The organism is Bradyrhizobium sp. NP1, assembly GCF_030378205.1.
Taxonomy (GTDB): Bacteria; Pseudomonadota; Alphaproteobacteria; order Rhizobiales; family Xanthobacteraceae; genus Bradyrhizobium.
In genome coordinates this window covers 309144-332134 of the sequence record NZ_CP127385.1, presented here as the reverse complement: position 1 = coordinate 332134, position 22991 = coordinate 309144, and the positions used below count along the sequence as shown (strand labels likewise).

Sequence of the window (22991 nt, the reverse complement as noted above, 5' to 3'; positions counted from 1 at the left end):
GACGAGGTGCGTCCATGAAAGCCATTCTCTGCTCGCAATACTGCCAGCCTGACGAGCTCGTGCTGGCAGACGTTCCCGATCCCGTGGCCGGACCGGGTGAGGCGGTGATCCGCATCAAGGCAGCGGCGCTGAATTTCTTCGACCTCCTGATGATCCAGGGCAAGTACCAGATCAAGCCGCCGTTCCCGTTCTCGCCGGCCGCCGAAGTCGCCGGCGTGATCGAAAGCGTCGGGGCCGGCGTCACCGGCCTGAAGGCCGGCGACCGCGTGGTGGCATCCTGCGGCCATAACGGCGCGCGCGAGAAGATCGCGCTGCCGGCCAATGCCATCGTCAGGATTCCCGACGCGCTCGATTTCGATCGCGCCGCCGGCATCATCATCATCTACGGCACCGCGCTGCATGCGCTGGAAGACCGCGCGAGCCCGAAGCCGGGCGAGACGCTGGCGGTGCTGGGCGCCGCCGGCGGCACCGGGCTTGCGGCTTGCGAGCTCGGCCGGCTGATGGGGCTGAAGGTGATCGCCTGCGCCTCGTCGGAGGAGAAGATCGGATTTGCCAAGGCGCACGGCGCCGAGCTCGGGTTGAACTACGCCAAGGAAGATTTGAAGGAAGGCCTGCGGCGGCTGACCGACGGCAAGGGCGTCGACATCATCTTCGATCCGGTCGGCGGCAGTTACGCGGAAGCCGCGCTGCGCTCGATCGCCTGGGGCGGCCGCTTCCTGGTGATCGGATTTGCCGCCGGCGACATCCCGAAGATGCCGCTCAACCTCGCGCTGCTCAAGGGTTGCGATATCCGCGGCGTGTTCTGGGGCCATTGGGCGCGCCTCAACCCCGACAAGAACCGCGCCAACCTCGAGAAGCTCGTGCAGTGGACCGCGGAGGGCAAGATCTCCTCCCATGTCGACCGCACCTTCCCGCTGGCCGAGACCGCCGAAGCGATGAAGGTGCTCGCCACCCGCAAGGCGATGGGCAAGGTGATCCTGCATCCCTGACCTTCTTGTCGCCTCGTTCGACCGGCGCGCGCCCGCTGTGCCGGAATGAGACGTCATCATTCCGTCATGCGTGCGCATGCGCGCATGCGCGCGTCGTTAGTGCTTGTAGGAATTCAACTTCTCGCGCTGCGCCGCCGCGCAGCGTCATTCCCGATCCATAAAATTTACAGGTGTCTTCCGCGCCCGCGCCGCAATCATACCCAAATCTCTCCCAATTCACGCCCGCCGTAGTCGTCTTTTAGGCCGATTCAACCTGCGACTTATGGCGCCAGTAGCGGGGCGCCTACGGCTTTAAAAATAATAACAAGAAGCATTGTTGGGGCAGCTCTGATGTTGCGTCAGTTGCGGGGAGCATCACCATGGAGCCATCACAATTTCGGTCGTACGAAACCGAAGTCGAAGCCTATGATGAGGACACCAATGGTGCGCCGCTCGGAGCCTATCGTTTCGGGCGCTCGTCGCGGGACCACTCGATCCCCCTCTTCCTCACCGATCCCGATGGCGATCCGGACCCGACCGAGTTCGGCGCTCCCCTGAAGGCCCGCAGGTTCTCCCTGTCCACCAAGATCCTGGCGAGCGTGATCGGCGCCGCTGCGGTCGCCGTGCTGTTCGCGCTGTTCACCTCGGACGACATGCGCGGCATCGTGGTCGACGCCAAGGCATCGTTCGCCGCGGTGCTGCCCGGACCGTCCGCCGCCGCGCAGCCGGACTCGGTCCAGCTGACGGCGAAGGATATCCAGCTCAAGGATCCAACGCGGCTGTCGGGACCGGCGAGCCAGACCGCCGGCGCATCGCCGCAGGCCGCGCCGGCGCAGGGCGCGCAGACCCCGAACGTACAGCCGCCGGCCGGCCGCAATGTCGCGATCGCGATGGCGCCCAGCCGCGACGAAATCACCAACGCCTACCAGAGCGCGCTGCAGAACCGCGCGCCGGCCGCAGCGCCGCCGGTCGTGGCGGCGGCGCCGACCGTGACCGCGCCGCAGGTGCCGCAGGTGCGCAGGCTCGATCCCGACGAACTCGCCACGCTGATGAGCCGCGCCAAGGGCCTGCTCGCCGCCGGCGACATCCCGCCGGCGCGGCTCTTGCTCGAGCGCGCCGCCGACGCACAGGACGCGGGCGCGGCGCTGCTGCTGGCGCAGACCTACGACCCCGTCGTGCTTGGCACCCAGGACGCGCGCAACATCGTGCCTGATCTCGCCCTGGCGAAGAGCTGGTACCAGCGCGCGATGCAGCTCGGCTCGGCCGAAGCGCAGCGCCGCCTCAGCCAGATGCAAAACTGAATCGCTTTCAAGTGGGGATAACATGCGACGTCTGATCGGACTGGCACTTGCTGCCGTGTTGCTTGCGTGCGGCTTCGCCGCGCGCGCCGAAGAGAGCGAATATGATCCGGCCAAGGTGAGCGAAAGCCTCAAGGCCATCTTCCAGTTCGGATCGGCGCAGACAAAACAGGCGCTGAACGCCAATACCGTGACGCTGATTTCCGGCACGATTGGCGGCACCTATGTGCAGTTCGGGGCCGATCTCGCTTCCGTGCTCGACGATGGAAACAAGTTGCGCGTACTTCCCATCGTCGGGCGCGGATCCGTGCAGAGCGTCGCCGACATCCTGTTCCTGCAGGGCGTCGACCTCGGCATCGTGCGCGCCGACACGCTCGACTATCTCGAGCGCAAGGGCTTCGCCAAGGACATCAAGAAGCAGTTCACCTACGTGACCAAGCTCTACAACGAGGAGATGCAGGTCATCGCCCCGAAATCGGTGCGCGAGCTGAAGGAGCTCGCCGGCAAGACCGTCAGCGTCGACCTGCCCAATGGCGGCACCTTCGTCACCGCGCTCACCGTGTTCGAGCGGCTCGGGCTGAAGGCGAACTTCGTCTATATCGAGCAGCGCATCGCGATGGAGAAGCTGAAGACCGGCGAGGTCGACGCGGTGATCGTGGTCGGCGGCAAGCCGTACAAGTCGGTCTCGACCTTCACCAATGACGGCCGCTTCCACCTCGTCACGGTCGACTACGCCAAGCCGCTGCAGGGCGACTACCTGCCGGCGACCATGACCGCGAAGGACTATCCGAACCTGATCGCCGAGGGCGAGAAGGTCGACACCATCGCGGTGCCCGCCGTGCTCGCGGCCTACAACTGGGCGCCCAACAGCGACCGCTATCGCAAGCTGGCAGCGTTCGTCGACGCCTTCTTCGGCAAGTTCCCGACCTTCCAGAAGCCGCCGTTCCATCCCAAGTGGAAGGAAGTTTCGCTGTCGGCGCCGCTGCAGGGCTGGAACCGGCTGCCGGCGGCGCAGCAATGGCTCGACCGCAACAATTTGCAGCCCTTGGCGCGCGAACGCTTCGACACCTTCCTGCAGCAGAACCCGGCCGCCGCGGCGAAGGTGCAATCCGAGTCCGACAAGGAAGCGCTGTTCAGGCAGTTCCAGGCCTGGGAGGCCCAGCGCAATGCGCAGGCTTCGCAGGCGCAAGCCCCGGCGCCCTCGCCCGCGCCCGCACGCTCGCGGGAGAAGAACTAGAGCATGATCCGGAAAAGTGTGTAGCCGTTTTCCCTCGCGACAAACGCGGAACGCGTTTGCGCGGAGATCATGCTCGATCAAGAATCTAAAGCGCGATGACGATTCAGCCTGATCTCATCGCGCTTTAGCCGGCCGCGGCAAAGATCTCCTGCGCGGCCGCGACGCCCTTCAGCGCGAAGGTGCCGAGCGGGCGCGCGGCGATGCCGCCCTCGCGCACGAAATCGGACGACAGCAGCACCTGCTGTCCGAGCTCGCGACACATCGATTCGATGCGCGCAGTCAGGTTGACCGCCGGCCCGATCACCGTGAAATCGAGCCGGGTGTCGCTGCCGATATTGCCGTACATGACGTCGCCGAGATGCAGCGCGATGCCGTATTCGATGCGCGGCAGGCCGGCCTGCGCACGCCTGCCGTTCTCCTCGGAAAGCTGCGCCTGCGCGCGATCGGCGGCCGCCAGCGCGGCGCGGCATGTCGCTCCGACGTCGCCGCCGATCGGAAAGATCGCCAGCATCGCATCGCCGATGAATTTCAGGATCTCGCCGCCCGCCGCGGCAACCGCATCGCACATCGGGCCGAAATAGGCGTTGAGCAGGTCGATCAGCGCGTCGCGCGGCAGCGCCTCGGAAAGTTTCGTGAAGCCGCGCAAGTCGCAGAGCCAGATCACCGCGCGAATGGTCTCGCCGCTGCCGCGCTGGATCTGGCCGTCGAGCACGCGGCCGCCGGATTGCCTGCCGACATAGGTGTCGAGCAAGGTGCGCGCGGTGCGGCGCAGCGCCTGGACCTCGAGATTGAAGGCGACCGCCGGGATCATCGCCTGGAACAGCGCGAGGTCGGCGGCCGTGAAGCCGCCTAGACGCCGCGTGGCGAACGACAGCGCCTTGTGACTGCCGTCGGCGAACGGCACAGCATGGACGACATAGTCGGTATAGCCCTCGCTGCGCAGGTCGGCGAGGATCGGAAACTCGCCCTCGCGCGCGGGCGCCGCGAGATCGCAGCGCACCGGACCGCCGCCGTCATACGCGATGCGGATCGGGCTGTTGAGCAGCGTCGGTGACGTCGCCGATCCGGCGCGATACAGCCGCTCGCTGGTGCCCTTGCCGAGCTCCCACAGGCCGCTGAAGGAGAAGATCTGCGGATGCAGGATCGGCACGCCCGTGGTGATGCGCGCCACATCGACGCCGGCGTCGCGAAGCGCTTGCGCAAACGCCTCCAGGAATGCGTTCGGCTCGGCATGCCTGCGCGCCTCCGTCATCAGCCAGCGGATGACCGGATGGTCGCTGTCCTGAACTCGCTGCGTCACCGCGATCCCGCTTCGCTTTCCGCATCGAGGCCGCGCTTGAGCGCGGCGCGCGCGGCGGCGTGATGATCCGGCGTGATGTGGCTCGCGACCAGCCGGATCGCAGTTGCCAGCACCGCCGCATCGTCGGTGAAACCGAGCACCGGCAGCATGTCAGGAATGAAATCGAACGGCAGGATGAAATAGGCGATGGCGCCGAGCAGCGCCGCCTGCACATGCCGCGGCGTCTGCCGGTCGAAGGCGCAGTAATAGGCGGCGAGCAGATCTTCCGCGAACGGCAGGTGCGCCACCACGCGCTTGAACTTGATCCAGAAGCGGCGGCGCACGCTCTCGCGGTCCTCGGCGAGCCGGTCGGCCGGCTCGAAGCCTACGCTGTGTTCTGAAGCCATTGCTCCCTTCCCCGCCGGCGGCAGATCGCCGCAGCACGCGCTAGTGTCCCGGTTCTGACATTCGCATCATTTGCGGAGCCGCCGCCCTGGCAGTTGGGGATGTCGCCGCCGCGCCGCAAGGCTCGAGCCCGCCCGATCAGGACATGCCGAGCTGAGCGGCGATCGCGTTCATCGCCTTCGCCAGCTCGATGTCGCGCGAGGTCAGCCCGCCGGCATCGTGGGTCGACAGCACCACCTCTACGGTCTTGTAAACGTTTCGCCATTCCGGGTGATGGTTGCTCTTCTCGGCGACCAGCGCCACGCGCGCCATGAAGCCGAAGGCCTCGTTGAAATCGCTGAAGGTGAAGGTCCGTCCGATGGCGTCCCGCCCCGGCGTTTCCGACCAGCCGGGAACGCCTTGTAGCGCCGCTTTCCGCATCTCCCCTGACAGACGTCCGGCCATGATCGCCTCCTGTTTTGGGCTGGTTTGCCCCCTATCCTAACATTTGCAGCCGGTTCCGGGTCCTGTTCCGCCTCCCGGTAACCATGACGGGCTTGTAATCCCGCTTTATCCCGGAATTTGCTAGACTATTGCACGGCCCTACATTTGGGACGATGAAACCGAGCCTGAAGCGGTTGTTTGCCAGATCGATGACGAGCGGCCCCGAACCTGCCGACGTTTTGCCTTCGACCTCGCGCCGCTCGGCGGCGCGGCGGGCGATGCTCATCACCGTGGCCGGCCTGCTCGCGATCATCGGCGCGCTCGCCGGCGGCTACTACTTCGCGATACGCCCCGTCACCCTGCGCATCGCGGTCGGCCCGCCCAACAGCGATGACGTCAAGGTCGTGCAGGCGCTGACGCAGGCCTTCGCCCAGTCCCGCGGCTATGTCCGCCTCCGGCCGGTGCAGACCGAGAGCGCAACCGTAAGCGCGCAGGACCTCGCCGAGGGCAAGGTCGATCTCGCCATCGTCCGCGGCGACCTCGACGTGCCGAAGAACGCGCAGGCGGTCGCAACGCTGCGCAAGAACGTCGCCGTGCTCTGGGTGCCGCCGCGCGGCAAAGGCAAGAAGGGCGCGAAGATCACCAAGGTTTCGCAGCTCGCCGGCCGTCGCGTCGGCGTGGTCGGCCGCACCCAGGCCAATGTCAACCTGCTCAAGGTGATCCTGCAGCAATACGGCGTCGATCCGAACAAGGTGGAGATCGTGCAGTTCCCCGCGACGGAAGCGGCGGAGGCGATCCGCAACCAGCGCGCCGATGCCTATCTCGCCGCCGGCCCCGTCAACAGCAAGATCACGGCGGATGCGATCGCGGCATCGACCAGGGACGGTGGCACGCCGACATTCCTCGCCGTCGATACGGCGGAAGCGATCGCACAGAACCATCCGGTCTACGAGGCCGCGGAAATCCCGGCCGGCGCCTTCGGCGGCTCGCCCGACCGGCCCGACGACGACGTGAAGACCATCAGCTTCGCCCACCACATTGTGGCGCGCAAAGGAATTTCGGACGCTACGATTGCTACCTTCGCGCGCCAGCTGTTCGCGGTGCGCCAGCAATTGCTGACCGAATTCCCGCTGGCGGCCAAGATCGAGACGCCCGACACCGACAAGGATGCCGCGATCCCCGTGCATCCGGGTGCGGCGGCCTTCGTCGACGGCGAGGAAAAGACCTTCCTCGACCGCTACAGCGATTACATCTGGTGGGGCCTGATGGCGCTGTCGGCGATGGGCTCGATCGGCGCCTGGTTCGCCGGTTACCTGAAGAAGGACGAGCGCGACAGCAACACCCATCTGCGCGAACGCCTGCTCGAGATGATCCCCGCCGCGCGGCGCTCCGAGACCGCCGAAGAGCTCGACCAGATGCAGGACGAAGCCGACACCATCCTGCGCGATACGCTGTTGTGCTACGACCATGGCGCGATCGACGATGGCGCGCTCACCGCCTTCAACATCGCGCTCGAGCAGTTCCACAACGCGGTCGCCGACCGCAAGGCGCTCCTGCTCAGCCTGTCGCAGAACCTGCGAGCCACACCGGGCGCCCCGTTCCGCGCCACCGGCACCTAGTGGTCCGATTCCGGCATTCGCTCCCGCTTCAGGGGGCGCGTTTGCGGATCGGTTCGGTGCCGCGAGCCGGTTAGGGAGAAACGCCAGGCATGGCCGTCAAGCGCATCGTCGCCAACATCGCCGCATCCGACCTCGGCCGGGCAAAAGCCTTTTATGGCGATCTGCTCGGGCTCGACCTCGTCATGGATCACGGCTGGATCATGACCTTTGCCTCCGAAGCGACGATGACGCCGCAGCTCAGCGTGGCGACGGAAGGCGGATCCGGCACCGCCGTGCCCGACCTCTCGATCGAGGTCGACGATCTCGATTCCGTCTATCGCCGGATGACCGACAAGGGCGTTGCGATCGAATATGGCCCGGCCTCCGAGCCGTGGGGCGTCAGGCGGTTCTACGTTCGAGATCCCTTTGGCCGCCTGCTCAACATCCTTGCCCATCTTTGAGGCTTTGCGCCCGCGGGCGCGCGTGAACAATCGTTTGCTGTAATCGCGGCGTCACATAATCTTTCTAGGTCTTTCGGCACCCTCGGCGCATCCTGCCGGTGACGGAGGCTCGCATGACGATCCGAATTTCTTGCCGAATTTCTTGCCGAATTCCCCGCCAGAAGCTGCACGGCGTCACGCGCCGGCGCTTCCTCTCCACCGCGGCCGCGAGCGGCATCAGCGCCATCGCAATGCCCTATCTGTCGCGCGCTGCCGATCGGCCGGCGATCACCCACGGCGTGCAGTCCGGCGACGTCGGCGCCGATGGCGGCGTGGTGTGGGCGCGCGCCGACCGCCCCTCGCAGATGCTGATCGAGGTCGCGACCACCGAGTCCTTCAAGGATGCCCGCGCGCTGCCGCCGATCGCGGCCCTGCCCGAGAGCGATTTCACCGCCAAGATGCTGGTGGACAACCTGCCGGGCGGTCAGGACATTTTCTATCGCGTGCGTTTTCGCGATCTCTCGCATGTCGAGATCATGAGCGAGCCGGTGGTCGGCCGCTTCCGCACCGCGCCCGCCGACCGGCGCGACGTTTCCTTCGTCTGGGGCGGCGACGTCGCAGGCCAGGGCTGGGGCATCAACGCCGACGACGGCGGTATGTTCAGCTTCTCGGCGATGAAGAAGCACCGGCCGGATTTCTTCCTGCATTCCGGCGACACCATCTATGCCGATGGCGTCATTCCCTCGGAAGTGACGCTCGCCGACGGCAAGCTGTGGAAGAACCTCACCATCCCCGAAAAGGCCAAGGTGGCCGAGACGCTGGATGAGTTCCGCGCCGCCCACAAGTACAATTTCCTCGACGAAAACCTGCGCGCCTTCAACGCCGAGGTGCCGATCTTCGTGCAATGGGACGACCACGAGGTTACCAACAACTGGTCGGCCTCGAAGGACCTGCCCGCGGCCTACAAGGAGCGCAACATCGCGCTGCTCGCGGCGCGCGCCGCGCGCGCCTTCCACGAGATGTACCCGATGCGTGAAAGCATCGTGGAACCGGGCCGGGTCTACCGCACGCTGAGCTACGGCCCGCATCTCGACGTCTTCATGCTCGACGAGCGCAGCTACCGCGGGCCCAACGGGCCGAACCAGCAGACGGCTTACGGTCCCGACGCCTATTTCCTCGGCCCCGACCAGATGGCCTGGCTGAAGCGCGAGCTTCTGAACTCGCGCGCCACCTGGAAGGTGATCGCTTCCGACATGCCGCTCTCGCTCATCGTCTATGACGATGCGACGAACAGGAAGGGCTCGGAGGCGTTCGCGCAAGGCGACGGCCCGCCGCGCGGCCGCGAGCTCGAGATCGCCGACATCCTGCGCTTCATCAAGACCGCGCCGATCCACAACACGGTCTGGCTCACCGCCGATGTGCATTACGCGGCGGCGCACTACTACAACCCGGACAAGGCGCAATTCCAGGATTTCGAGCCGTTCTGGGAATTCGTCTCAGGCCCGCTGCATGCCGGCACGTTCGGTCCGAACGAGCTCGACAACACGTTCGGCCCCGAAGTGCGCTTCATCAAGGCGCCGGGCCTCGACAAGCAGAACCTGCCGCCGTCGGCCGGCATGCAGTTCTTCGGCCATGTGAAGATCGACGGCGCGTCTGGCCAGATGACGGTGACGCTGCGCGACCGCGCCGACGTCGCGCTATGGTCGACCACGCTCGATCCGAAGCTGGTTTAGGGCGACCCGCACGTTCGCTTGCCCTCTCCGCGGCGGGGGAGAGCGCGGCACTTCCAATGCCTTTCGGGCCTGTCCTAGCCCCCGCGCACAGCGTGGCGTTGCAGCACGGCGAGCAGCGCGTCCGACGAGCAGGGTTTAGGCAATCGCGGCCGTCTCGCGAAGGCCGGCGGGATCTTTGTGTCGGCGCCATAGCCGGTCACGAACGCGAACGGGATTTTCAGGGCGTCGAGCCGCGCGGCAATGGCTAAACTGTTTTCGCCGACAAGGCCGACGTCGAGCAGCGCAAAGCCGGGCGGACGTTCGGCAATCACGACGAGCGCGCGGGCAACGTTGCCGGCGGTGCGCACGGCCTTGACGCCGAAGCCGAGAATCCTGTCTTCGAAGTCGAGGGCGATGATCGGGTCATCCTCGACGATCAAGACGTCATCCGGCAGGGCACCGGCAGAGGAGGCTTGCATGGTCTCGGGGGCTCTCGGGTCGGCAAAGGGGCCCGCTGATCGGGCGCACTTTGCGAGGCTCGGTCTGGGAACCTAAGCACCACATCGCCGTTCTCTTTGTCTGTGCACTTGTGAACATAAGTTCCGGCTGCTGACAGCTATGCTTGTCGGCGGCAGGGGGAGTGTTTTCCAATGATCGCAGGACAATCCAACATCTCGAAACTTGGTGATCGCCCTTACAACAATTTGCTGCGCTGGCTGAGCGCCGCCGACTACAGCCTGATCGAGCCGCAACTGGCGCGCGTAGAGGCTCAGGCCGAGGACCTGCTCTACAATCCCGGCGACAATGTCGACGTCGTGCATTTCCCGTGCGGGCCGAGCCTTGCCACCTATCTCGTTCCGAACGAGGACGGCCGCGACGTCGAGACAATCCTGGTCGGCCGCGAGGGCGCGATCGGCGGCATCGTCAGCCAGGGTTATCTGCCGGCCTACACCCGCATCGTGGTCAAGTTCGGCGGACCCTTCGTCCGCCTATCGGTCGGCAAGCTCGACGCCGCCAAGGTGAAGTCGAACACCTTGCGCAACGTATTCGCGCGCTATGCCGACTGCATGCTGGCGCAGATCTTCCAGTCGACCGCCTGCAACGCGATCCATTCCATCGAGCAGCGCACCGCGAAATGGATCATCTCGGCGATGGAGCGCAACGGCGACGGCAGCGTGCCGCTGACCCACGAGCAGCTTGCGACCCTGCTCGGGGTGGGACGCAGCTATACCAGCCGGGTGATACAGTCCTTCAAGGCGGAAGGCATCCTGGAAACGAGACGCGGCTCGATCCTGGTGCGCAATCCCGACGCGCTGAAGATCCGCGCCTGCCTCTGCAACGAATCGGTGAAGAACCATTTCGAGGAGGTGCTGCGCGGGGTCTATCCGACGGAGGAAGCGGCGACGGCGTAAGGCAGCGCCTGCAAGCGCGGCCGCAAAAAGGTGGCCGAGACCCGCAAAATCGCTTGCCGGGGCAGTGAAAATAGGGACCTAGGCTGGCAAACAAGCCATTGTTTTTTAGCGTTTTCTGACTATATTGCAGCGCAACGAGCGAAGCTGTGCCCGGTCCCTTTGGCCGGGCTTGCTTTTTGGGTCGCAAGGGCCCGCAAAATTCAGGGTTATAGGCGTCATCTGCGAGGCAAAGATCCCGGTTATCCCGTGTGATCGCGTCAAACCCATTGTCTGTTGAAGCAAGAATTGACCCCAAGAACTGACCCGAAGAAATCGCCATGAACCTTCGTAACGTCGCCATCATCGCCCACGTCGACCACGGCAAGACCACCCTCGTCGACCGCCTGCTGCAGCAATCGGGCACGTTCCGCGAGAACCAGAAGGTCGCCGAGCGCGCCATGGACTCCAACGACCTGGAGCGCGAGCGCGGCATCACCATCCTCGCCAAGGCCGCCTCGGTGCAGTGGAAGGACACCCGCATCAACATCGTCGATACGCCCGGCCACGCCGATTTCGGCGGCGAGGTCGAGCGCATCCTCAACATGGTCGACGGCGCGCTGGTGCTGGTCGACGCCGCGGAAGGCCCGCTGCCGCAGACCAAGTTCGTGGTGTCGAAGGCGCTGAAGGTCGGCCTGAAGCCGATCGTCGTCATCAACAAGGTCGACCGTCCCGACGCGCGTCCGCAGGAGGTCATCAACGAGGTGTTCGACCTGTTCGCGGCGCTGGATGCCACCGACGAGCAGCTCGATTTCCCGATTCTCTACGGATCGGCCAAGCAGGGCTGGATGGCGGAAAGCCCGGAAGGCCCGAAAGAGGCCGGCATGCAGCCGCTGTTCGACCTGATCCAGCGCCACGTGCCGCCGCCGCAGGTCGAGGCCGGTCCCTTCCGCATGATCGGCACCATCCTCGAAGCCAACCCCTATCTCGGCCGCATCATCACCGGCCGCATCACCTCGGGCAGCATCAAGCCGAACCAGCAGGTGAAGGTGCTTTCCGCCGACGGCAAGCTGATCGAGCAGGGCCGGCTGACCAAGATCCTCGCCTTCCGCGGCATCGAGCGCGTGCCGCTGGAGGAAGCCGAAGCCGGCGACATCATCGCCATCGCGGGCCTCACCAAGGGCACGGTGGCCGATACCTTCTGCGATCCCTCCGTCGAGACGCCGCTTCCCGCGCAGCCGATCGATCCGCCGACCGTGTCGATGTCGTTCATCGTCAACAACTCGCCGCTCGCCGGCACCGAAGGCGACAAGGTCACGAGCCGCATGATCCGCGACCGCCTGTTGCGCGAGGCCGAGGGCAATGTCGCGCTGCGCGTCACGGAAGCCGCCGACAAGGATTCCATGGAAGTCGCTGGCCGCGGCGAGTTGCAGCTCGCGATCCTGATCGAGACCATGCGCCGCGAGGGCTTCGAGCTCTCGGTGTCGCGTCCGCGCGTCGTCTACAAGAAGGACGAGGCGACGAGCCAGACGCTGGAGCCGATCGAGGAGGTCGTGATCGACGTCGACGAGGAGCATTCCGGCGTCGTCGTGCAGAAGATGAGCGAGCGCAAGGCCGAGATGATCGAGATGCGGCCCTCCGGCGGCCACCGGCTGCGGCTGGTGTTCTACGCGCCGACCCGCGGCCTGATCGGCTACCAGGGCGAACTGCTCACCGATACCCGCGGCACCGCGATCATGAACCGCCTGTTCCATGGCTACTCGCCCTACAAGGGCGAGATCCAGGGTCGCCGCAACGGCGTCCTCATCTCCAACGAGCAAGGCGAGGCGGTCGCCTATGCCATGTTCAAGCTGGAAGACCGCGGGCCGATGATGATCGAGCCCGGCTGGAAGGTCTACAAGGGCATGATCGTCGGCGAGCATACCCGCGACAACGATCTCGAGATCAACGTGCTCAAGGGCAAGCAGCTCACCAACATCCGCACCACCTCGAAGGACGAGGCGGTGCGTCTGACGCCGCCGATCAAGATGACGCTGGAAAAGGCGCTCGCCTATATCGAGGACGACGAGCTCGTCGAGGTGACGCCGAAATCGATCCGCCTGCGCAAGAAGTTCCTCGATCCCAACGACCGCAAGCGCGCCGAAAAGGCCAGGGAAGCAGTGGCGTAATCCTTTCATGCCCCGCGGATGCGGGGCATCCAGTACGCCGCGGCCTATCGGCTCGATCACCGCTGTCTCTGGAATACTGGATCACCCGCTCCAGTGCGCGGTTGCGCACAAGGCGGGTGATGACGGCTAAACTGGTGGCGACTTCAGGCGCACCGCCGAACGTGCTAGAGCCGAGTCATGGTCTCCCTCCCCTCCTCCGTTGACGTCGCCATCGTCGGCGCAGGCGCCGCGGGCCTCGGCGCCGCCAACGCCCTGAAGGATTCCGGCCTGTCGCTCATCGTGCTCGAGGCGCGCGAGCGCGTCGGCGGCCGCGCGCATACGATCCAGGCTGCGCCCGACGTGGTGTTCGACCTCGGCTGCGGCTGGCTGCATTCGGCGGACAAGAATTCCTTCGTGCCGATCGCCGCGCATCTCGGCTTCGCGGTCGACAAGACGCTGCCGCCCTGGCGCGAGCGCGCCTATGGCAAGGCGTTTCCGCAAAAGGAGCGCGACGAGTACATGCGGGCGCTCGAGGCGTTCTATGATCGTGTCGAGCAGGCGGCGCGCAGCGGCCGCGATACGCCGGCAAGCCGCTGTCTGGAGCCCGGCAACCGCTGGAATCCGATGATCGACGCGATCTCGACCTATGTGAACGGCAGCGAGCTCGACCAGGTCTCGATCCTCGATCTCGACGCCTATGTGGACACCAACATCAACTGGCGGGTGCGCCGCGGCTATGGTGCGCTGATCGCGGCCTATGGCGCGCCCTGCCCGCTGGCGCTTTCCTGCAACGTCACCCTGATCGATTATTCAGGCCAGGACATCCGCATCGGGACATCACGGGGCACGCTGACCGCGCGCAAGGTCATCGTCACCGTGCCGACCAATCTGATCGCGGATCAGGCGATCCGCTTCTCGCCCGCGCTGCCGGCCAAGGTCGATGCCGCGGCCGCGCTGCCGCTCGGCCTCGCCGACAAGGTGACGCTGGCGCTGGAGGAGCCCGAAGCGCTGCCCAAGGAAGGCAATCTGCGCGGCGCCACCATGCGCACCGAGATGGGCACCTATCATCTGCGCCCGTTCGGCCAGCCCTGCATCGAGGGCTTTTTCGGCGGCCGTTTTGCAAGAGCGCTGGAGGACAAGGGCGACGGCGCGATCGCGGCATACGCGATCGACGAGATCGTCTCGTTCCTGGGCAACGACATCAGGCGCAAGCTGAAGCCGCTGAAGGAGTCGCGCTGGGCGCATGATCCGTTCGCGCGCGGCTCCTATTCGCACGCCCTGCCCGGCCACGCGGGAAAGCGGGCCATGCTCGCCACCCCCGTGGACGGCAGACTGTTCTTCGCGGGCGAGGCCACCTCGCCGCACTTCTTCTCCACCGCCCACGGCGCACGGGACAGTGGCGAGCGCGCGGCCAAGGAAGTGCTGGCGGCCGTCCGAGACAGTTGAGATTTGACGGAACATACCATGAACAACTATACTTTCTGGGAAGAATCGCTGACAGGTTGTCAATTGTCGTCCCAGCGAGGAATGTCGTATGGCCCGCTCCCATCATTCGGTTGAGTTCGAGGAACTTCGGCTCAAGACAGGACTATCCCGGAGCGAAACGGCTAACCTGTTAGGGGTCACAGAACGCACCATCATTCGATACGAGAATGGCGAGTCGCGCCCGTCTCCAATCGCAATCAAATGGCTTCAGGAGCATCTTGCGAAACTGCCGGAAAAGCGACCGAAGCCCGCAGCGTTCAAGTTCATTGATCTGTTCGCAGGAATTGGCGGCCTACGTTTGGGCTTCGATGCCATTAGGGGCCAGTGTGTTTTCACGTCCGAATGGGACAAATACAGCCAGATGACCTATCGCGAGAATTTCGGTAGCGATCACCCGATAGCTGGCGACATCCGGGAGTTTTCGAAGGATCCGTCTCTGATCCCGGCGCATGACGTTCTGCTGGCCGGCTTCCCATGTCAGCCATTCTCGATCGCAGGCGTGTCCAAGAAGAACGCACTGGGACGGCCACATGGCTTTCTCTGCGACACGCAAGGAACGTTGTTCTTCGATCTCGCGCAGATCATTGCTTATCATCAGCCTTCGGCATTTTTGCTGGAGAACGTGAAAAACCTTCAACGCCACGACAAAGGACGAACGTTTGCGACAATCGTCAATGTTCTGCGAAACGAGCTCGGCTACGAAGTCCACCATCGCGTCATCAGCTCGGCGCCGTGGGTCCCTCAGAAGCGCGAGCGCATTTTCATTGTCGGATTTCGCAAGAGTAGCAAGTTTGATTTCGATCAACTACCCGTCCCCGAAGAGGGCCCGAAGTTGCGATCAATCCTGGATCCTAACGAAAGCGTTGATCCGAAGTACACGTTAACGGCACATCTTTGGAACTATTTGAAAGACTACAAGGAAAAGCACCAGGCAAAGGGCAACGGGTTTGGCTATAGCCTGTTCGGGCCAGGCGATGTGGCGCGCACGCTCTCGGCTCGATATTTCAAGGACGGATCGGAGGTGCTGATCGCACAGTCGAACAAGCGACCGCGACGGCTAACCCCGCGCGAGTGTGCACGCCTCATGGGCTTCCAGCACGTCGACGGGTCGGACTACCGTATCCCTGTATCGGACACGCAGGCCTACAAGCAATTCGGCAACGCTGTTGTGGTCCCGGTCGTGAAAGCGGTGGCCGAACTGATGAAGCCACACATCCTTGCAGCTGTCGAGCATCGGGCGATCAAGAAACCCGCAAGACAACCCGAGCTTCCCTTCGTTCGGGAGAAGGACCAGGCCTTCGTCTATGGCTGACGTTGTTTCGGCCGAGGTCCGAAGCCGGATGATGGCTGGCATCCGCGGCAAGAACACAAAGCCCGAAATGATCATCCGGCGAGGCCTCCATGCGAGAGGCTTCCGCTATCTCCTTCACGACAAACGCCTACCGGGAAAGCCGGACCTTGTCTTCCCCAAGCACCGGGCGGTAATCTTCGTGCACGGATGCTTCTGGCACGGGCATGGTTGTCATCTGTTCAAATGGCCGAAAACTCGAAAGGAATTCTGGCGAAAGAAGATCGAGCGGAATCGAATGGTTGACGCGGCAGCGCTTGCCGCTCTTCTTGGAACGAACTGGCGCATCGGTCTCGTGTGGGAGTGCGCTCTCAAGGGCCGCGAAGCAATCCCAGCCGACTTGCTCACTGGCAAGATATCCTGCTGGCTCTGCTCGCAACGAAAATGCATAGAGCTGCGGGGAACGGTCACGAAATGAAAAGCGGCTATTTGTCCGAATATTTTATTGGAGCAGCTGCAAAGACCTTGGCCGGAACTGAGGTGGACCCCGAAACTTCGCGAGGACATGAGTATCAGGGAGTGGACGCATTCCGAGAATTTCTCGGCTCGCCAGATAATAAGCAAAAAATTCCTGTCACCTATATTTGGCTGGAAGACGATTCGCCCCCTGCACGGTTCGACCTCGAAGGCACTTGGTATAACAGCCGCAAAAATCAGCCTCATAGAGAGCCGGAATACAGATTGTATTATCCGGCGGCCGCCGAGGAAGTCGTACGAAGAGCTCGTGCCGGTGACACACTTTTCTTTTGCTTGCCAAAGAAAGGCCCTTTGCTTGCAGTCAGTTGCGCCAGCGGCAGCGCCACAGAGCAGCAGCTTTTTTGGCTTTTTGGACTCAAGGCTAAGAGCGACCGCTTTGATACAAGCAAGCGCGACCTCAGGCGCGAACGTGGCCAAGAACTATCATTCACCGCCCGCTATATTCTTGAACTGGTAGGTATTGAGGCGATCCTCACAGAGGACGAATGGCTGGATCCTCTCCTCAAACAGTTCGGCCCTGAATTTCCGTTGACAGCGGATTTCTCAGAGTTCGCCAGGAAGCATTCTCCCAAAACCGACCCTAAGGCTGATCCAGACCATGCGTTAGCGACCTGGATCGAATTTGAGGAACGCTTGTTCCGCACGCTCGAACGCTACATCGTAGGCCAACGAATTCAACAAGGATTTATGAGGGGCAGGAAAGCGGACGTCGACGAGTTCGTAAGCTTTTCGTTGAGTGTCCAAAATCGAAGAAAGTCGAGGGTAGGTTTTGCGCTTGAGCACCACTTGGCCGCTGTATTCAAGTCAAATTCCCTTAGATTTCAGCGCGGCTCCACGACGGAGAACAACAACAAGCCCGACTTTCTTTTCCCCGGGACTGCCGAGTACGTAAACTCGAAGTTTCCGGCCTCGAAGCTGGTGATGCTTGGTTCAAAATCCACCTGCAAGGATAGATGGCGTCAGGTGCTCTCTGAAGCAAAGCGTATCGAGCGCAAGCATCTCTTCACCTTGGAGCCTGGAATATCCGAAAGTCAGACGTCGGAAATGAAGGCCAAGCAATTGCAGCTTGTCTTGCCGAGTTCCTTGCACGAAACGTACAAACCAACTCAGCAAAGATGGCTTATGAATTTGAAAGAGTTTATGAAGTTTGTGTCGTCAACACAAACTTGATAGGCGACCTTACCGCATCTCCCTACTCCATCACCCTCGCCCGCATGTCGGCATCCGGCACGAAGCATGTCTCGTACTTGCCGAAGATCCGGTAGCGGTTCTTCGCGACGAGGTTATAGACCGCGTTGCGCAGCGGCCTTGGCACCGCGAACAGGGCGCGCGTCCAGCGCCAGCCCGGCAGGCTCGACAGCACGGTGAGCGCGCCATCGGATTTGAAGTAAGCGATGCCGCCATGGATCACGGCGTTGGTGTCGGGATCAGCGGGATCGATGCCGAAGGCCTGCGCGAGGCGCGTGCCGTAGGCCGACTGGATCTGGGTGAAGCGGAAGCGCGCCACAGTGTCGCGGGTCATCACGAAGCGGATCCAGCGCGAGCAGAACACGCAGACGCCGTCATAGAGGATTACATCATCGTCGGGCCATCGGCTCATCAGGGCTCATCCCGTCATCGCTTTTTCGCCGCCGCCGGCTGGCCCAGGCGCAACGCGCTATCGAGCGCGCCATCGGCAAGCATCACGCCGCTTTCCGTTTCGGCGAGCCAATGGCCTTCGCTCCCCGAAGCGCCCAGCATGCGGAAATCGAGCTTGCCGCCGGCTGCGCGAAAAGCGTCCGCAAGCCGCCTCGACAGGTCAGGCGAAAAATATGTGTCGTTGGCCGCGACCAGCCAGGTCACCGGCACGCGCGCCGCGCGGCCGAATTCGCCCGCCGCGGCAAGCAGCGTATGCGGCGCGCAGACGCGGTTTTCCATATCGTTGGCATGGCCACCGCGCCCCGGCGCAAATGCAATGATCGCAGCGATCCCTTTCGTGTCCTCGCCGGCAAGCGCCAGCGCGCCCCAGCCGCCGCCGGAATGGCCGATAATCACCGCGCCGTCGTTTCGAATGAAGGGCTGCGCGAGCGCAAACTTCAGCGCCACGGCGATCTGCTCCGCGGTAGCGCGGCCGGCGCGCGCATAGTCCGCCTCGTCGCAGCCGCCCTGGTCCTCCAGGTAAGGGCCGCCGGTTGCGCCATGGCCGAGCCGTTCCGGCACCAGCACGGCGAAGCCGCGGGCGACGAGGTACGCCGCAAGCGGGCGATATTCCGGCTGCGGCATTTGCGCGCGTCGCAACACGTTCTGAGTCGTCGCATGCGCGATCAACGCAAGGCGAAACGGCCCTTCGCCCGGCGGGCGGAACAGCATTGCATGCGCCGGCGTCGCGGCATCCGGCGTCGGCACCAGCCAGGGCTGTTCGCGATCCGGCGCGCCTTCGGCACCCGCCGGGCCGAGCGGCGGCTGCGCCAGCACGGCTGGCGCGACAAGACCTAGACAGACCACCAAAAGGCGAATTGTGAACAAGTTCATGGATCGGGAGGCCCCCAGGGCCCTGCAAGGATTTCGTGACCAGACACCGCACGGCGAATCAAATCCAGCGCATATTTCCGTGAGAGAAAAACCGCGCGTGCAGATTGGTGCTGATGTCTTGCACATCTGTCGGCTGCGGCCCTGACCGCCACGGGTGACGTTCTGTCCTTTTTCGGTACATCCGACCCCAAAAACTGATGCAAAAAGTCCACAGGTTAATCGATAATTAAGGATAGACCTTGAAGCGAGCCCGACGACTTGCTTTGATTGGCAACCATGAGCACTACCCTGATCGAAGTCCGGCCGGCCAAGCCCGCTGACGCAGCAGCGGTGGCGTCGACCCATGACGAAGCCTGGCGCTCGGCCTATCAGGGCATCATCCCCGGCGCCGAACTGGAAAAGCTGATCAACCGCCGCGGCCCGCATTGGTGGGACAGCGCGATCCGCAAGGGCAGCCGCGTCAGCGTGCTGGTGTTCGGCGACAAGATCGCAGGCTATGCCAATTACGGCCGCAACCGCGCCCGCAGCCTGCACTTCGACGGCGAGATCTATGAGCTTTATCTGCGCCCCGAGTTTCAGGGCCTCGGCTTCGGCCGCCGGCTGTTCGCTGCAGCCAAGCGCGACCTGCTGCAGAGCGGGCTGAAGAGCATGGTGGTCTGGGCGCTCTCCGACAACGATCCGGCGACGGAGTTTTATCGCGCGCTTGGCGGCCGCATGGTGGCGCGCTCTTCCGAGAAGTTCGGGCCCAAGTCGCTCGACAAGGTCGCCTTCGCCTGGACGAACTGACCGACCCTTCGGCGTCCAGACGCTCTCTCTAGCTCTCAAGCTGTACGGAGCCAGCCATGCGCATTGACGCCATCCCGATCGGGATCGATCCGCCGCGCGAGGTCAATGTCATCATCGAGGTGCCGGTCGGCGGCGAGCCGATCAAGTACGAGATGAACAAGGAAGCGGGCACGCTGGTGGTCGACCGCTTCCTCTATACGGCGATGCGCTATCCCGGCAATTACGGCTTCATCCCGCATACGCTGTCCAACGACGGCGATCCCTGCGACGTGCTGGTCGCCAACACCCGCGCCATCGTGCCGGGCGCCGTCATCAGCGTGCGGCCGGTCGGTGTGCTGCTGATGGAGGACGAGGCCGGCGGCGACGAGAAGATCATCGCGGTGCCCTCGTCGAAACTGACCCAGCGCTACGACAAGGTGAAGAGCTACAGCGACCTGCCCGACATCACGCTGGCGCAGATCCAGCACTTCTTCGAGCACTACAAGGATCTCGAGCAGGGCAAATGGGTGAAGGTGCTGCGCTGGGGCCCCGCTGAAGACGCGCACCGGCTGATCGAGGAAGGCATCGCGCGGGCGAGGAAAGGGTAGGGGCCGCGGCTCCTCAGCTCTCCGCGCAGGAACGGGGAGAGCGGGAAGGCAAACTCACACCGCGGGCTTCGGCACGCCCGCGATCGCGCAGGCTGCGCGCAGCGTATTCACCAGAAGGCACGCCACCGTCATCTGGCCGACGCCACCCGGGACCGGGGTGATCGCGCCTGCGATCTGGGATGCTTCGGCAAAGGCGACGTCGCCGACCAGCCGCGTCTTGCCGTCGGCCGCGGGAATCCGGTTGATGCCGACGTCGATCACGGTGGCGCCGGGCTTGATCCAGTCGCCGCGCACCATCTCCGGCTTGCCGACCGCGGCATACACGAGGTCGGCGCGCGCGGTGAGCGCGGGCAGGTCGCGCGAGCGCGAATGCGCGATCGTCACCGTGGCGTTTTCATTGAGCAGGAGCTGCAGGAGAGGGCGGCCGACCAGGTTGGAGCGGCCGATCACGATCGCGTTCATGCCTTCCAGCGAGGCGTGCACGCTCTTGCTCAGGATGATGCAGCCGAGCGGGGTGCACGGCGCCAGCGCCGCAAAGCCGCCGGCGAGCCGCCCGGCATTGTGCGGATGCAGGCCGTCGACGTCCTTTGCCGGATCGATCGCGTTGATGATGGTTTCGGTGTGAAGCGATTTCGGCAGCGGCAGCTGCACCAGGATGCCGTGCACGTTTCGGTCGCGGTTGAGCCTGTCGATCAGCGCCAGCAGCTCGGCCTGCGGCACGTCGGCCGGCAGCTTGTGCTCGAAGGAGGCCATGCCGGCGTCCTGCGTCTGCTTGTGCTTGCTGCGGACGTAGACTTCGCTGGCGGGATCGTTGCCGACCAGCACGACGGCAAGCCCCGGGGTCAGGCCGTGCTCGCGCCTGACCCGCGCCACCTCGCCGGCGGCGCGGGCGCGCAGCTCGGCGGCGATCGCTTTTCCATCGATGATCTTGGCGGTCATCTCACTCCTTCGCAGTCAGAACGCGCAAGGCCTCGCCGAGCGCCGTGGGGTCGCCGTCGACCGCGACCTGCTTGATCCGCGAGGTCGCACCCGACAGCAGCCTCACCCGCGCCTTGGGCACGCCCAGCGATTTCGCCAAAAGCTCCATCACCGCGCGATTGGCCTCGCCGCCTTCGGCCAGCGCGCGCACGCGGATCTTCACCACGCTGCGGCCGTCGGCCAGGGTCTCGATCCCGTCGATATCGTCACGGCCGCCGCGCGGCGTCACCCGTAACGCCACGCTGATGCCGCCGGCCGAGTAGCGCCAGGGAAACGTCGATCGAAGCGTCGAGCGCAGCATCGACCGTCCGCAGCCGATCAGAACACGCTCGGATAGACGTAATAGGTGATCACCCGCTGGATGAACATGATGATCAGGATCAGGATGATCGGCGAGATATCGAGGCCGCCGAGATTGGGCAGCACCGAGCGGATCGGCGCCAGCACCGGCTCGGTGATCCGGTAGAGAAACTCCGCGACCGCCGAGACGAACTGGTTGCGCGTGTTGACCACGTTGAAGGCGATCAACCAGGACAGGATCGCAGCAGCGATCAACAGCCAGATGTAGAGATCGAGGACGATGAGGATGATATCGAGGAGGGCGCGCATGAGGGCTCGAGGGGGGTTTCGGTCGCGAAATGGGCCTTCCGCGTAGATATCGGTTCCCCCCCTTCCAAACAAGGGAACTGGCGGGCAAATGATCGCGAAAACCGCGTGCCCGCGTTCTTGACTTGACCTTGGGCCGGACGGTAAATGACCCCGTTTGTCGGCCGCTTTCCAGCATAAGCGGCCGCGATGGGGCCATAGCTCAGCTGGGAGAGCGCATCGTTCGCAATGATGAGGTCGGCGGTTCGATCCCGCCTGGCTCCACCACGCTTCGCCCTTCGGGCTTCGCGTGGCACAACCCACAAGCGTTGAAAGGCGAAGCGGGCGGCGCGGCGTAGCGCGTCGACGTCGATAGGGGCGAAGACGGGCTCTCTCCACAGATCAGCCTTGCCAAAGATCCGCCTTGGCAATTCGCCGCGGCTGTGAAGCCGTTACTCCGCCGCCTGCGACATCACCGACAGCGGCATCAGACGCAGCCAATTGTCGATGAATTCGGCAAGCCAGGCGCGTTCGGCCGCATCATGCACCGCGCGGCCCTCGAAGTGCAGGTGGCGCGGCTGCGCGCCGGGCAAGTCCATCTCGCCACGCGTGGTCCAGCCGTGCATCATCGCCAGCGTCACGTCGGGATGAAACTGCAGCCCGAACGCGTCGCCGGCGCGAAACGCCTGGACCGGAAAATCGTCGCCTTCGGCCAGAAGCTCGGCGCCGCAAGGCAGCGCGAAACCCTCCCGGTGCCAGTGATAGACGCGGGCCGGCCAGTTGGCGCAGAGACGCCGCCCGGCCGCGGTGGGGCGGATCGGGTAGTAGCCGATCTGGGTCATTCCTGCCGGATGCGGCGCGACAGGTGCGCCGAGCTGCCGCGCCAGCATCTGCGCGCCGAGGCAGATGCCAAGAAACGGCCGCTGCTCGCGCAGTGGAATTTCGATCCAGTCGATCTCGGTACGAATGTAGTCGTCGGCATCATTGGCGCTCATCGGACCGCCGAAGATGACCGCGCCGGCGTGGCCATCGAGGGTTTCCGGCAGTCCATCGCCGAAGCGCGGGCGGCGGACATCGAGCCGATAGCCAAGCGCCCGCAGCACGTTGCCGATCCGGCCCGGCGTCGAGCTTTCCTGGTGCAGCACGATCAGGACCGGCAGCCGGCCGGCCTGATGCGAAGGCGCAGCCGGCTGCCGTACCGGAAAGGGCACGACGGTTTGTCCAATATTCCTGTTTGACCGGAACGACATTGGATTTCGCTTGGCAATTTGAGCCGTATTTTAGCTAACGGAGCGTTAACGGCCCGTGAGCTCGCGCACACGGAGGTGCGAAGCAAGTC

At 64.2% G+C, this 22991-nt stretch carries 24 protein-coding genes and 1 tRNA gene; 15 read left to right on the top strand and 10 right to left on the bottom strand.

Features of this window, described 5'->3' with window-relative positions:
* The first annotated feature begins 14 nt into the window (after window positions 1-14).
* The 3 genes from QOU61_RS01585 (at window position 15) to QOU61_RS01575 (ending at window position 3503) form a co-directional block, all read left to right on the top strand.
* Window positions 15-989 carry an NADPH:quinone oxidoreductase family protein gene (locus QOU61_RS01585; RefSeq protein WP_289656399.1) on the top strand — a complete coding sequence of 325 codons (975 nt, stop codon included), beginning with the start codon at window positions 15-17 and terminating at the stop codon, window positions 987-989.
* A 359-nt stretch (window positions 990-1348) separates the two neighbouring features.
* Window positions 1349-2269 carry a hypothetical protein gene (locus QOU61_RS01580; protein ID WP_289656398.1) on the top strand — a complete coding sequence of 307 codons (921 nt, stop codon included), beginning with the start codon at window positions 1349-1351 and terminating at the stop codon, window positions 2267-2269.
* A 22-nt stretch (window positions 2270-2291) separates the two neighbouring features.
* Window positions 2292-3503, top strand: a complete 1212-nt coding sequence (locus QOU61_RS01575) for a TAXI family TRAP transporter solute-binding subunit (RefSeq protein ID WP_289656397.1) — start codon at window positions 2292-2294, stop codon at window positions 3501-3503.
* 124 nt (window positions 3504-3627) lie between these two features.
* Here QOU61_RS01575 and QOU61_RS01570 read toward each other — a convergent pair whose 3' ends face one another.
* The 3 genes from QOU61_RS01570 to QOU61_RS01560 all read right to left on the bottom strand — a co-directional run bounded on the left by QOU61_RS01570 (window position 3628) and on the right by QOU61_RS01560 (window position 5631).
* Window positions 3628-4803, bottom strand: coding sequence for an adenylate/guanylate cyclase domain-containing protein (locus QOU61_RS01570; RefSeq protein WP_289656396.1), 1176 nt, complete (start codon window positions 4801-4803; stop codon window positions 3628-3630).
* Window positions 4800-5189 (bottom strand): YkvA family protein, encoded by a 390-nt coding sequence (locus tag QOU61_RS01565; protein WP_289656395.1) that lies wholly within the window; start codon window positions 5187-5189, stop codon window positions 4800-4802. Before QOU61_RS01565 ends, QOU61_RS01570 begins: the two co-directional genes overlap by 4 nt.
* A gap of 136 nt (window positions 5190-5325) precedes the next feature.
* Entirely contained in the window at window positions 5326-5631 is a 306-nt protein-coding gene (locus QOU61_RS01560) for a 4a-hydroxytetrahydrobiopterin dehydratase (RefSeq protein ID WP_289656394.1), read from the bottom strand.
* Between the two features lie 257 nt (window positions 5632-5888).
* Between QOU61_RS01560 and QOU61_RS01555 the strand changes: the two genes are divergently transcribed.
* The 3 genes from QOU61_RS01555 (at window position 5889) to QOU61_RS01545 (ending at window position 9381) form a co-directional block, all read left to right on the top strand.
* On the top strand, window positions 5889-7229 hold the full coding sequence (locus QOU61_RS01555; protein WP_289662166.1) for a TAXI family TRAP transporter solute-binding subunit: 1341 nt from the start codon (window positions 5889-5891) through the stop codon (window positions 7227-7229).
* Window positions 7230-7318: 89 nt separating this feature from the next.
* A complete protein-coding gene (locus tag QOU61_RS01550; protein ID WP_289656393.1) occupies window positions 7319-7669 on the top strand; it encodes a VOC family protein in 351 nt (116 codons plus the stop codon).
* A 113-nt stretch (window positions 7670-7782) separates the two neighbouring features.
* Window positions 7783-9381 carry an alkaline phosphatase D family protein gene (locus tag QOU61_RS01545; protein WP_502876872.1) on the top strand — a complete coding sequence of 533 codons (1599 nt, stop codon included), beginning with the start codon at window positions 7783-7785 and terminating at the stop codon, window positions 9379-9381.
* A 74-nt stretch (window positions 9382-9455) separates the two neighbouring features.
* Here QOU61_RS01545 and QOU61_RS01540 read toward each other — a convergent pair whose 3' ends face one another.
* Window positions 9456-9839, bottom strand: coding sequence for a response regulator (locus tag QOU61_RS01540; RefSeq protein WP_289656392.1), 384 nt, complete (start codon window positions 9837-9839; stop codon window positions 9456-9458).
* 171 nt (window positions 9840-10010) lie between these two features.
* On the opposite strand from QOU61_RS01540, the gene QOU61_RS01535 reads away from it, so the two are divergent.
* From QOU61_RS01535 to QOU61_RS01510, 6 genes are all read left to right on the top strand, one after another.
* Complete coding sequence (locus QOU61_RS01535) at window positions 10011-10772, top strand: Crp/Fnr family transcriptional regulator (RefSeq protein WP_289656391.1); 762 nt, start codon at window positions 10011-10013, stop codon at window positions 10770-10772.
* A 317-nt stretch (window positions 10773-11089) separates the two neighbouring features.
* Window positions 11090-12916, top strand: coding sequence for a translational GTPase TypA (typA, locus tag QOU61_RS01530; RefSeq protein WP_289656390.1), 1827 nt, complete (start codon window positions 11090-11092; stop codon window positions 12914-12916).
* A 177-nt stretch (window positions 12917-13093) separates the two neighbouring features.
* Window positions 13094-14341, top strand: coding sequence for a flavin monoamine oxidase family protein (locus QOU61_RS01525; protein ID WP_289656389.1), 1248 nt, complete (start codon window positions 13094-13096; stop codon window positions 14339-14341).
* A gap of 88 nt (window positions 14342-14429) precedes the next feature.
* Window positions 14430-15692 (top strand): DNA (cytosine-5-)-methyltransferase, encoded by a 1263-nt coding sequence (dcm, locus tag QOU61_RS01520; protein WP_289656388.1) that lies wholly within the window; start codon window positions 14430-14432, stop codon window positions 15690-15692.
* Complete coding sequence (locus tag QOU61_RS01515) at window positions 15685-16146, top strand: very short patch repair endonuclease (protein WP_289656387.1); 462 nt, start codon at window positions 15685-15687, stop codon at window positions 16144-16146. The genes dcm and QOU61_RS01515 overlap by 8 nt, the downstream gene beginning before the upstream one ends.
* Window positions 16143-17375: a type II restriction endonuclease gene (locus tag QOU61_RS01510; protein ID WP_289656386.1), complete on the top strand. Its 1233-nt coding sequence runs from the start codon at window positions 16143-16145 to the stop codon at window positions 17373-17375. Before QOU61_RS01515 ends, QOU61_RS01510 begins: the two co-directional genes overlap by 4 nt.
* A gap of 22 nt (window positions 17376-17397) precedes the next feature.
* On the opposite strand, the gene QOU61_RS01505 is transcribed toward QOU61_RS01510, so the two are convergent.
* Window positions 17398-17805: a thiol-disulfide oxidoreductase DCC family protein gene (locus tag QOU61_RS01505; RefSeq protein WP_289656385.1), complete on the bottom strand. Its 408-nt coding sequence runs from the start codon at window positions 17803-17805 to the stop codon at window positions 17398-17400.
* Window positions 17806-17819: 14 nt separating this feature from the next.
* Window positions 17820-18716 carry an alpha/beta hydrolase family protein gene (locus tag QOU61_RS01500; protein ID WP_289656384.1) on the bottom strand — a complete coding sequence of 299 codons (897 nt, stop codon included), beginning with the start codon at window positions 18714-18716 and terminating at the stop codon, window positions 17820-17822.
* Between the two features lie 276 nt (window positions 18717-18992).
* Here QOU61_RS01500 and QOU61_RS01495 point away from each other — a divergent pair, with 276 nt between their 5' ends.
* Both QOU61_RS01495 and ppa read left to right on the top strand, forming a co-directional pair.
* Window positions 18993-19502: a GNAT family N-acetyltransferase gene (locus QOU61_RS01495; RefSeq protein ID WP_289656383.1), complete on the top strand. Its 510-nt coding sequence runs from the start codon at window positions 18993-18995 to the stop codon at window positions 19500-19502.
* 56 nt (window positions 19503-19558) lie between these two features.
* Window positions 19559-20089 (top strand): inorganic diphosphatase, encoded by a 531-nt coding sequence (gene ppa / locus QOU61_RS01490; protein WP_289656382.1) that lies wholly within the window; start codon window positions 19559-19561, stop codon window positions 20087-20089.
* 54 nt (window positions 20090-20143) lie between these two features.
* Here the strand turns inward: ppa and folD are convergent, their stop codons facing one another.
* The 3 genes from folD to QOU61_RS01475 are packed head-to-tail and all read right to left on the bottom strand — an operon-like array spanning window position 20144 to window position 21676.
* Window positions 20144-21028, bottom strand: coding sequence for a bifunctional methylenetetrahydrofolate dehydrogenase/methenyltetrahydrofolate cyclohydrolase FolD (gene folD / locus QOU61_RS01485; RefSeq protein WP_289656381.1), 885 nt, complete (start codon window positions 21026-21028; stop codon window positions 20144-20146).
* Between the two features lies 1 nt (window position 21029).
* Entirely contained in the window at window positions 21030-21368 is a 339-nt protein-coding gene (locus QOU61_RS01480) for a DUF167 domain-containing protein (protein WP_289656380.1), read from the bottom strand.
* Between the two features lie 17 nt (window positions 21369-21385).
* Window positions 21386-21676 carry a YggT family protein gene (locus QOU61_RS01475; RefSeq protein WP_289656379.1) on the bottom strand — a complete coding sequence of 97 codons (291 nt, stop codon included), beginning with the start codon at window positions 21674-21676 and terminating at the stop codon, window positions 21386-21388.
* Window positions 21677-21864: 188 nt separating this feature from the next.
* On the opposite strand from QOU61_RS01475, the gene QOU61_RS01470 reads away from it, so the two are divergent.
* A tRNA-Ala gene (locus QOU61_RS01470) sits at window positions 21865-21940 on the top strand.
* A gap of 164 nt (window positions 21941-22104) precedes the next feature.
* On the opposite strand, the gene QOU61_RS01465 is transcribed toward QOU61_RS01470, so the two are convergent.
* Entirely contained in the window at window positions 22105-22902 is a 798-nt protein-coding gene (locus QOU61_RS01465) for a glutamine amidotransferase (protein WP_289656378.1), read from the bottom strand.
* Window positions 22903-22991: the final 89 nt, after the last annotated feature.

Coding starts and splice junctions, on each gene's coding strand:
- QOU61_RS01565 (WP_289656395.1), bottom strand. CDS start 5,189: ATGGCTTCAGAACACAGCGTAGGCTTCGAGCCGGCCGACCGGCTCGCC.
- QOU61_RS01505 (WP_289656385.1), bottom strand. CDS start 17,805: ATGAGCCGATGGCCCGACGATGATGTAATCCTCTATGACGGCGTCTGC.
- QOU61_RS01545 (WP_502876872.1), top strand. CDS start 7,783: ATGACGATCCGAATTTCTTGCCGAATTTCTTGCCGAATTCCCCGCCAG.
- QOU61_RS01555 (WP_289662166.1), top strand. CDS start 5,889: ATGCTCATCACCGTGGCCGGCCTGCTCGCGATCATCGGCGCGCTCGCC.
- QOU61_RS01465 (WP_289656378.1), bottom strand. CDS start 22,902: ATGTCGTTCCGGTCAAACAGGAATATTGGACAAACCGTCGTGCCCTTT.
- QOU61_RS01525 (WP_289656389.1), top strand. CDS start 13,094: ATGGTCTCCCTCCCCTCCTCCGTTGACGTCGCCATCGTCGGCGCAGGC.
- QOU61_RS01585 (WP_289656399.1), top strand. CDS start 15: ATGAAAGCCATTCTCTGCTCGCAATACTGCCAGCCTGACGAGCTCGTG.
- folD (WP_289656381.1), bottom strand. CDS start 21,028: ATGACCGCCAAGATCATCGATGGAAAAGCGATCGCCGCCGAGCTGCGC.
- QOU61_RS01480 (WP_289656380.1), bottom strand. CDS start 21,368: ATGCTGCGCTCGACGCTTCGATCGACGTTTCCCTGGCGCTACTCGGCC.
- QOU61_RS01500 (WP_289656384.1), bottom strand. CDS start 18,716: ATGAACTTGTTCACAATTCGCCTTTTGGTGGTCTGTCTAGGTCTTGTC.
- QOU61_RS01515 (WP_289656387.1), top strand. CDS start 15,685: ATGGCTGACGTTGTTTCGGCCGAGGTCCGAAGCCGGATGATGGCTGGC.
- QOU61_RS01510 (WP_289656386.1), top strand. CDS start 16,143: ATGAAAAGCGGCTATTTGTCCGAATATTTTATTGGAGCAGCTGCAAAG.
- QOU61_RS01540 (WP_289656392.1), bottom strand. CDS start 9,839: ATGCAAGCCTCCTCTGCCGGTGCCCTGCCGGATGACGTCTTGATCGTC.
- QOU61_RS01550 (WP_289656393.1), top strand. CDS start 7,319: ATGGCCGTCAAGCGCATCGTCGCCAACATCGCCGCATCCGACCTCGGC.
- QOU61_RS01475 (WP_289656379.1), bottom strand. CDS start 21,676: ATGCGCGCCCTCCTCGATATCATCCTCATCGTCCTCGATCTCTACATC.
- QOU61_RS01580 (WP_289656398.1), top strand. CDS start 1,349: ATGGAGCCATCACAATTTCGGTCGTACGAAACCGAAGTCGAAGCCTAT.
- QOU61_RS01575 (WP_289656397.1), top strand. CDS start 2,292: ATGCGACGTCTGATCGGACTGGCACTTGCTGCCGTGTTGCTTGCGTGC.
- QOU61_RS01560 (WP_289656394.1), bottom strand. CDS start 5,631: ATGGCCGGACGTCTGTCAGGGGAGATGCGGAAAGCGGCGCTACAAGGC.
- typA (WP_289656390.1), top strand. CDS start 11,090: ATGAACCTTCGTAACGTCGCCATCATCGCCCACGTCGACCACGGCAAG.
- ppa (WP_289656382.1), top strand. CDS start 19,559: ATGCGCATTGACGCCATCCCGATCGGGATCGATCCGCCGCGCGAGGTC.
- QOU61_RS01535 (WP_289656391.1), top strand. CDS start 10,011: ATGATCGCAGGACAATCCAACATCTCGAAACTTGGTGATCGCCCTTAC.
- dcm (WP_289656388.1), top strand. CDS start 14,430: ATGGCCCGCTCCCATCATTCGGTTGAGTTCGAGGAACTTCGGCTCAAG.
- QOU61_RS01495 (WP_289656383.1), top strand. CDS start 18,993: ATGAGCACTACCCTGATCGAAGTCCGGCCGGCCAAGCCCGCTGACGCA.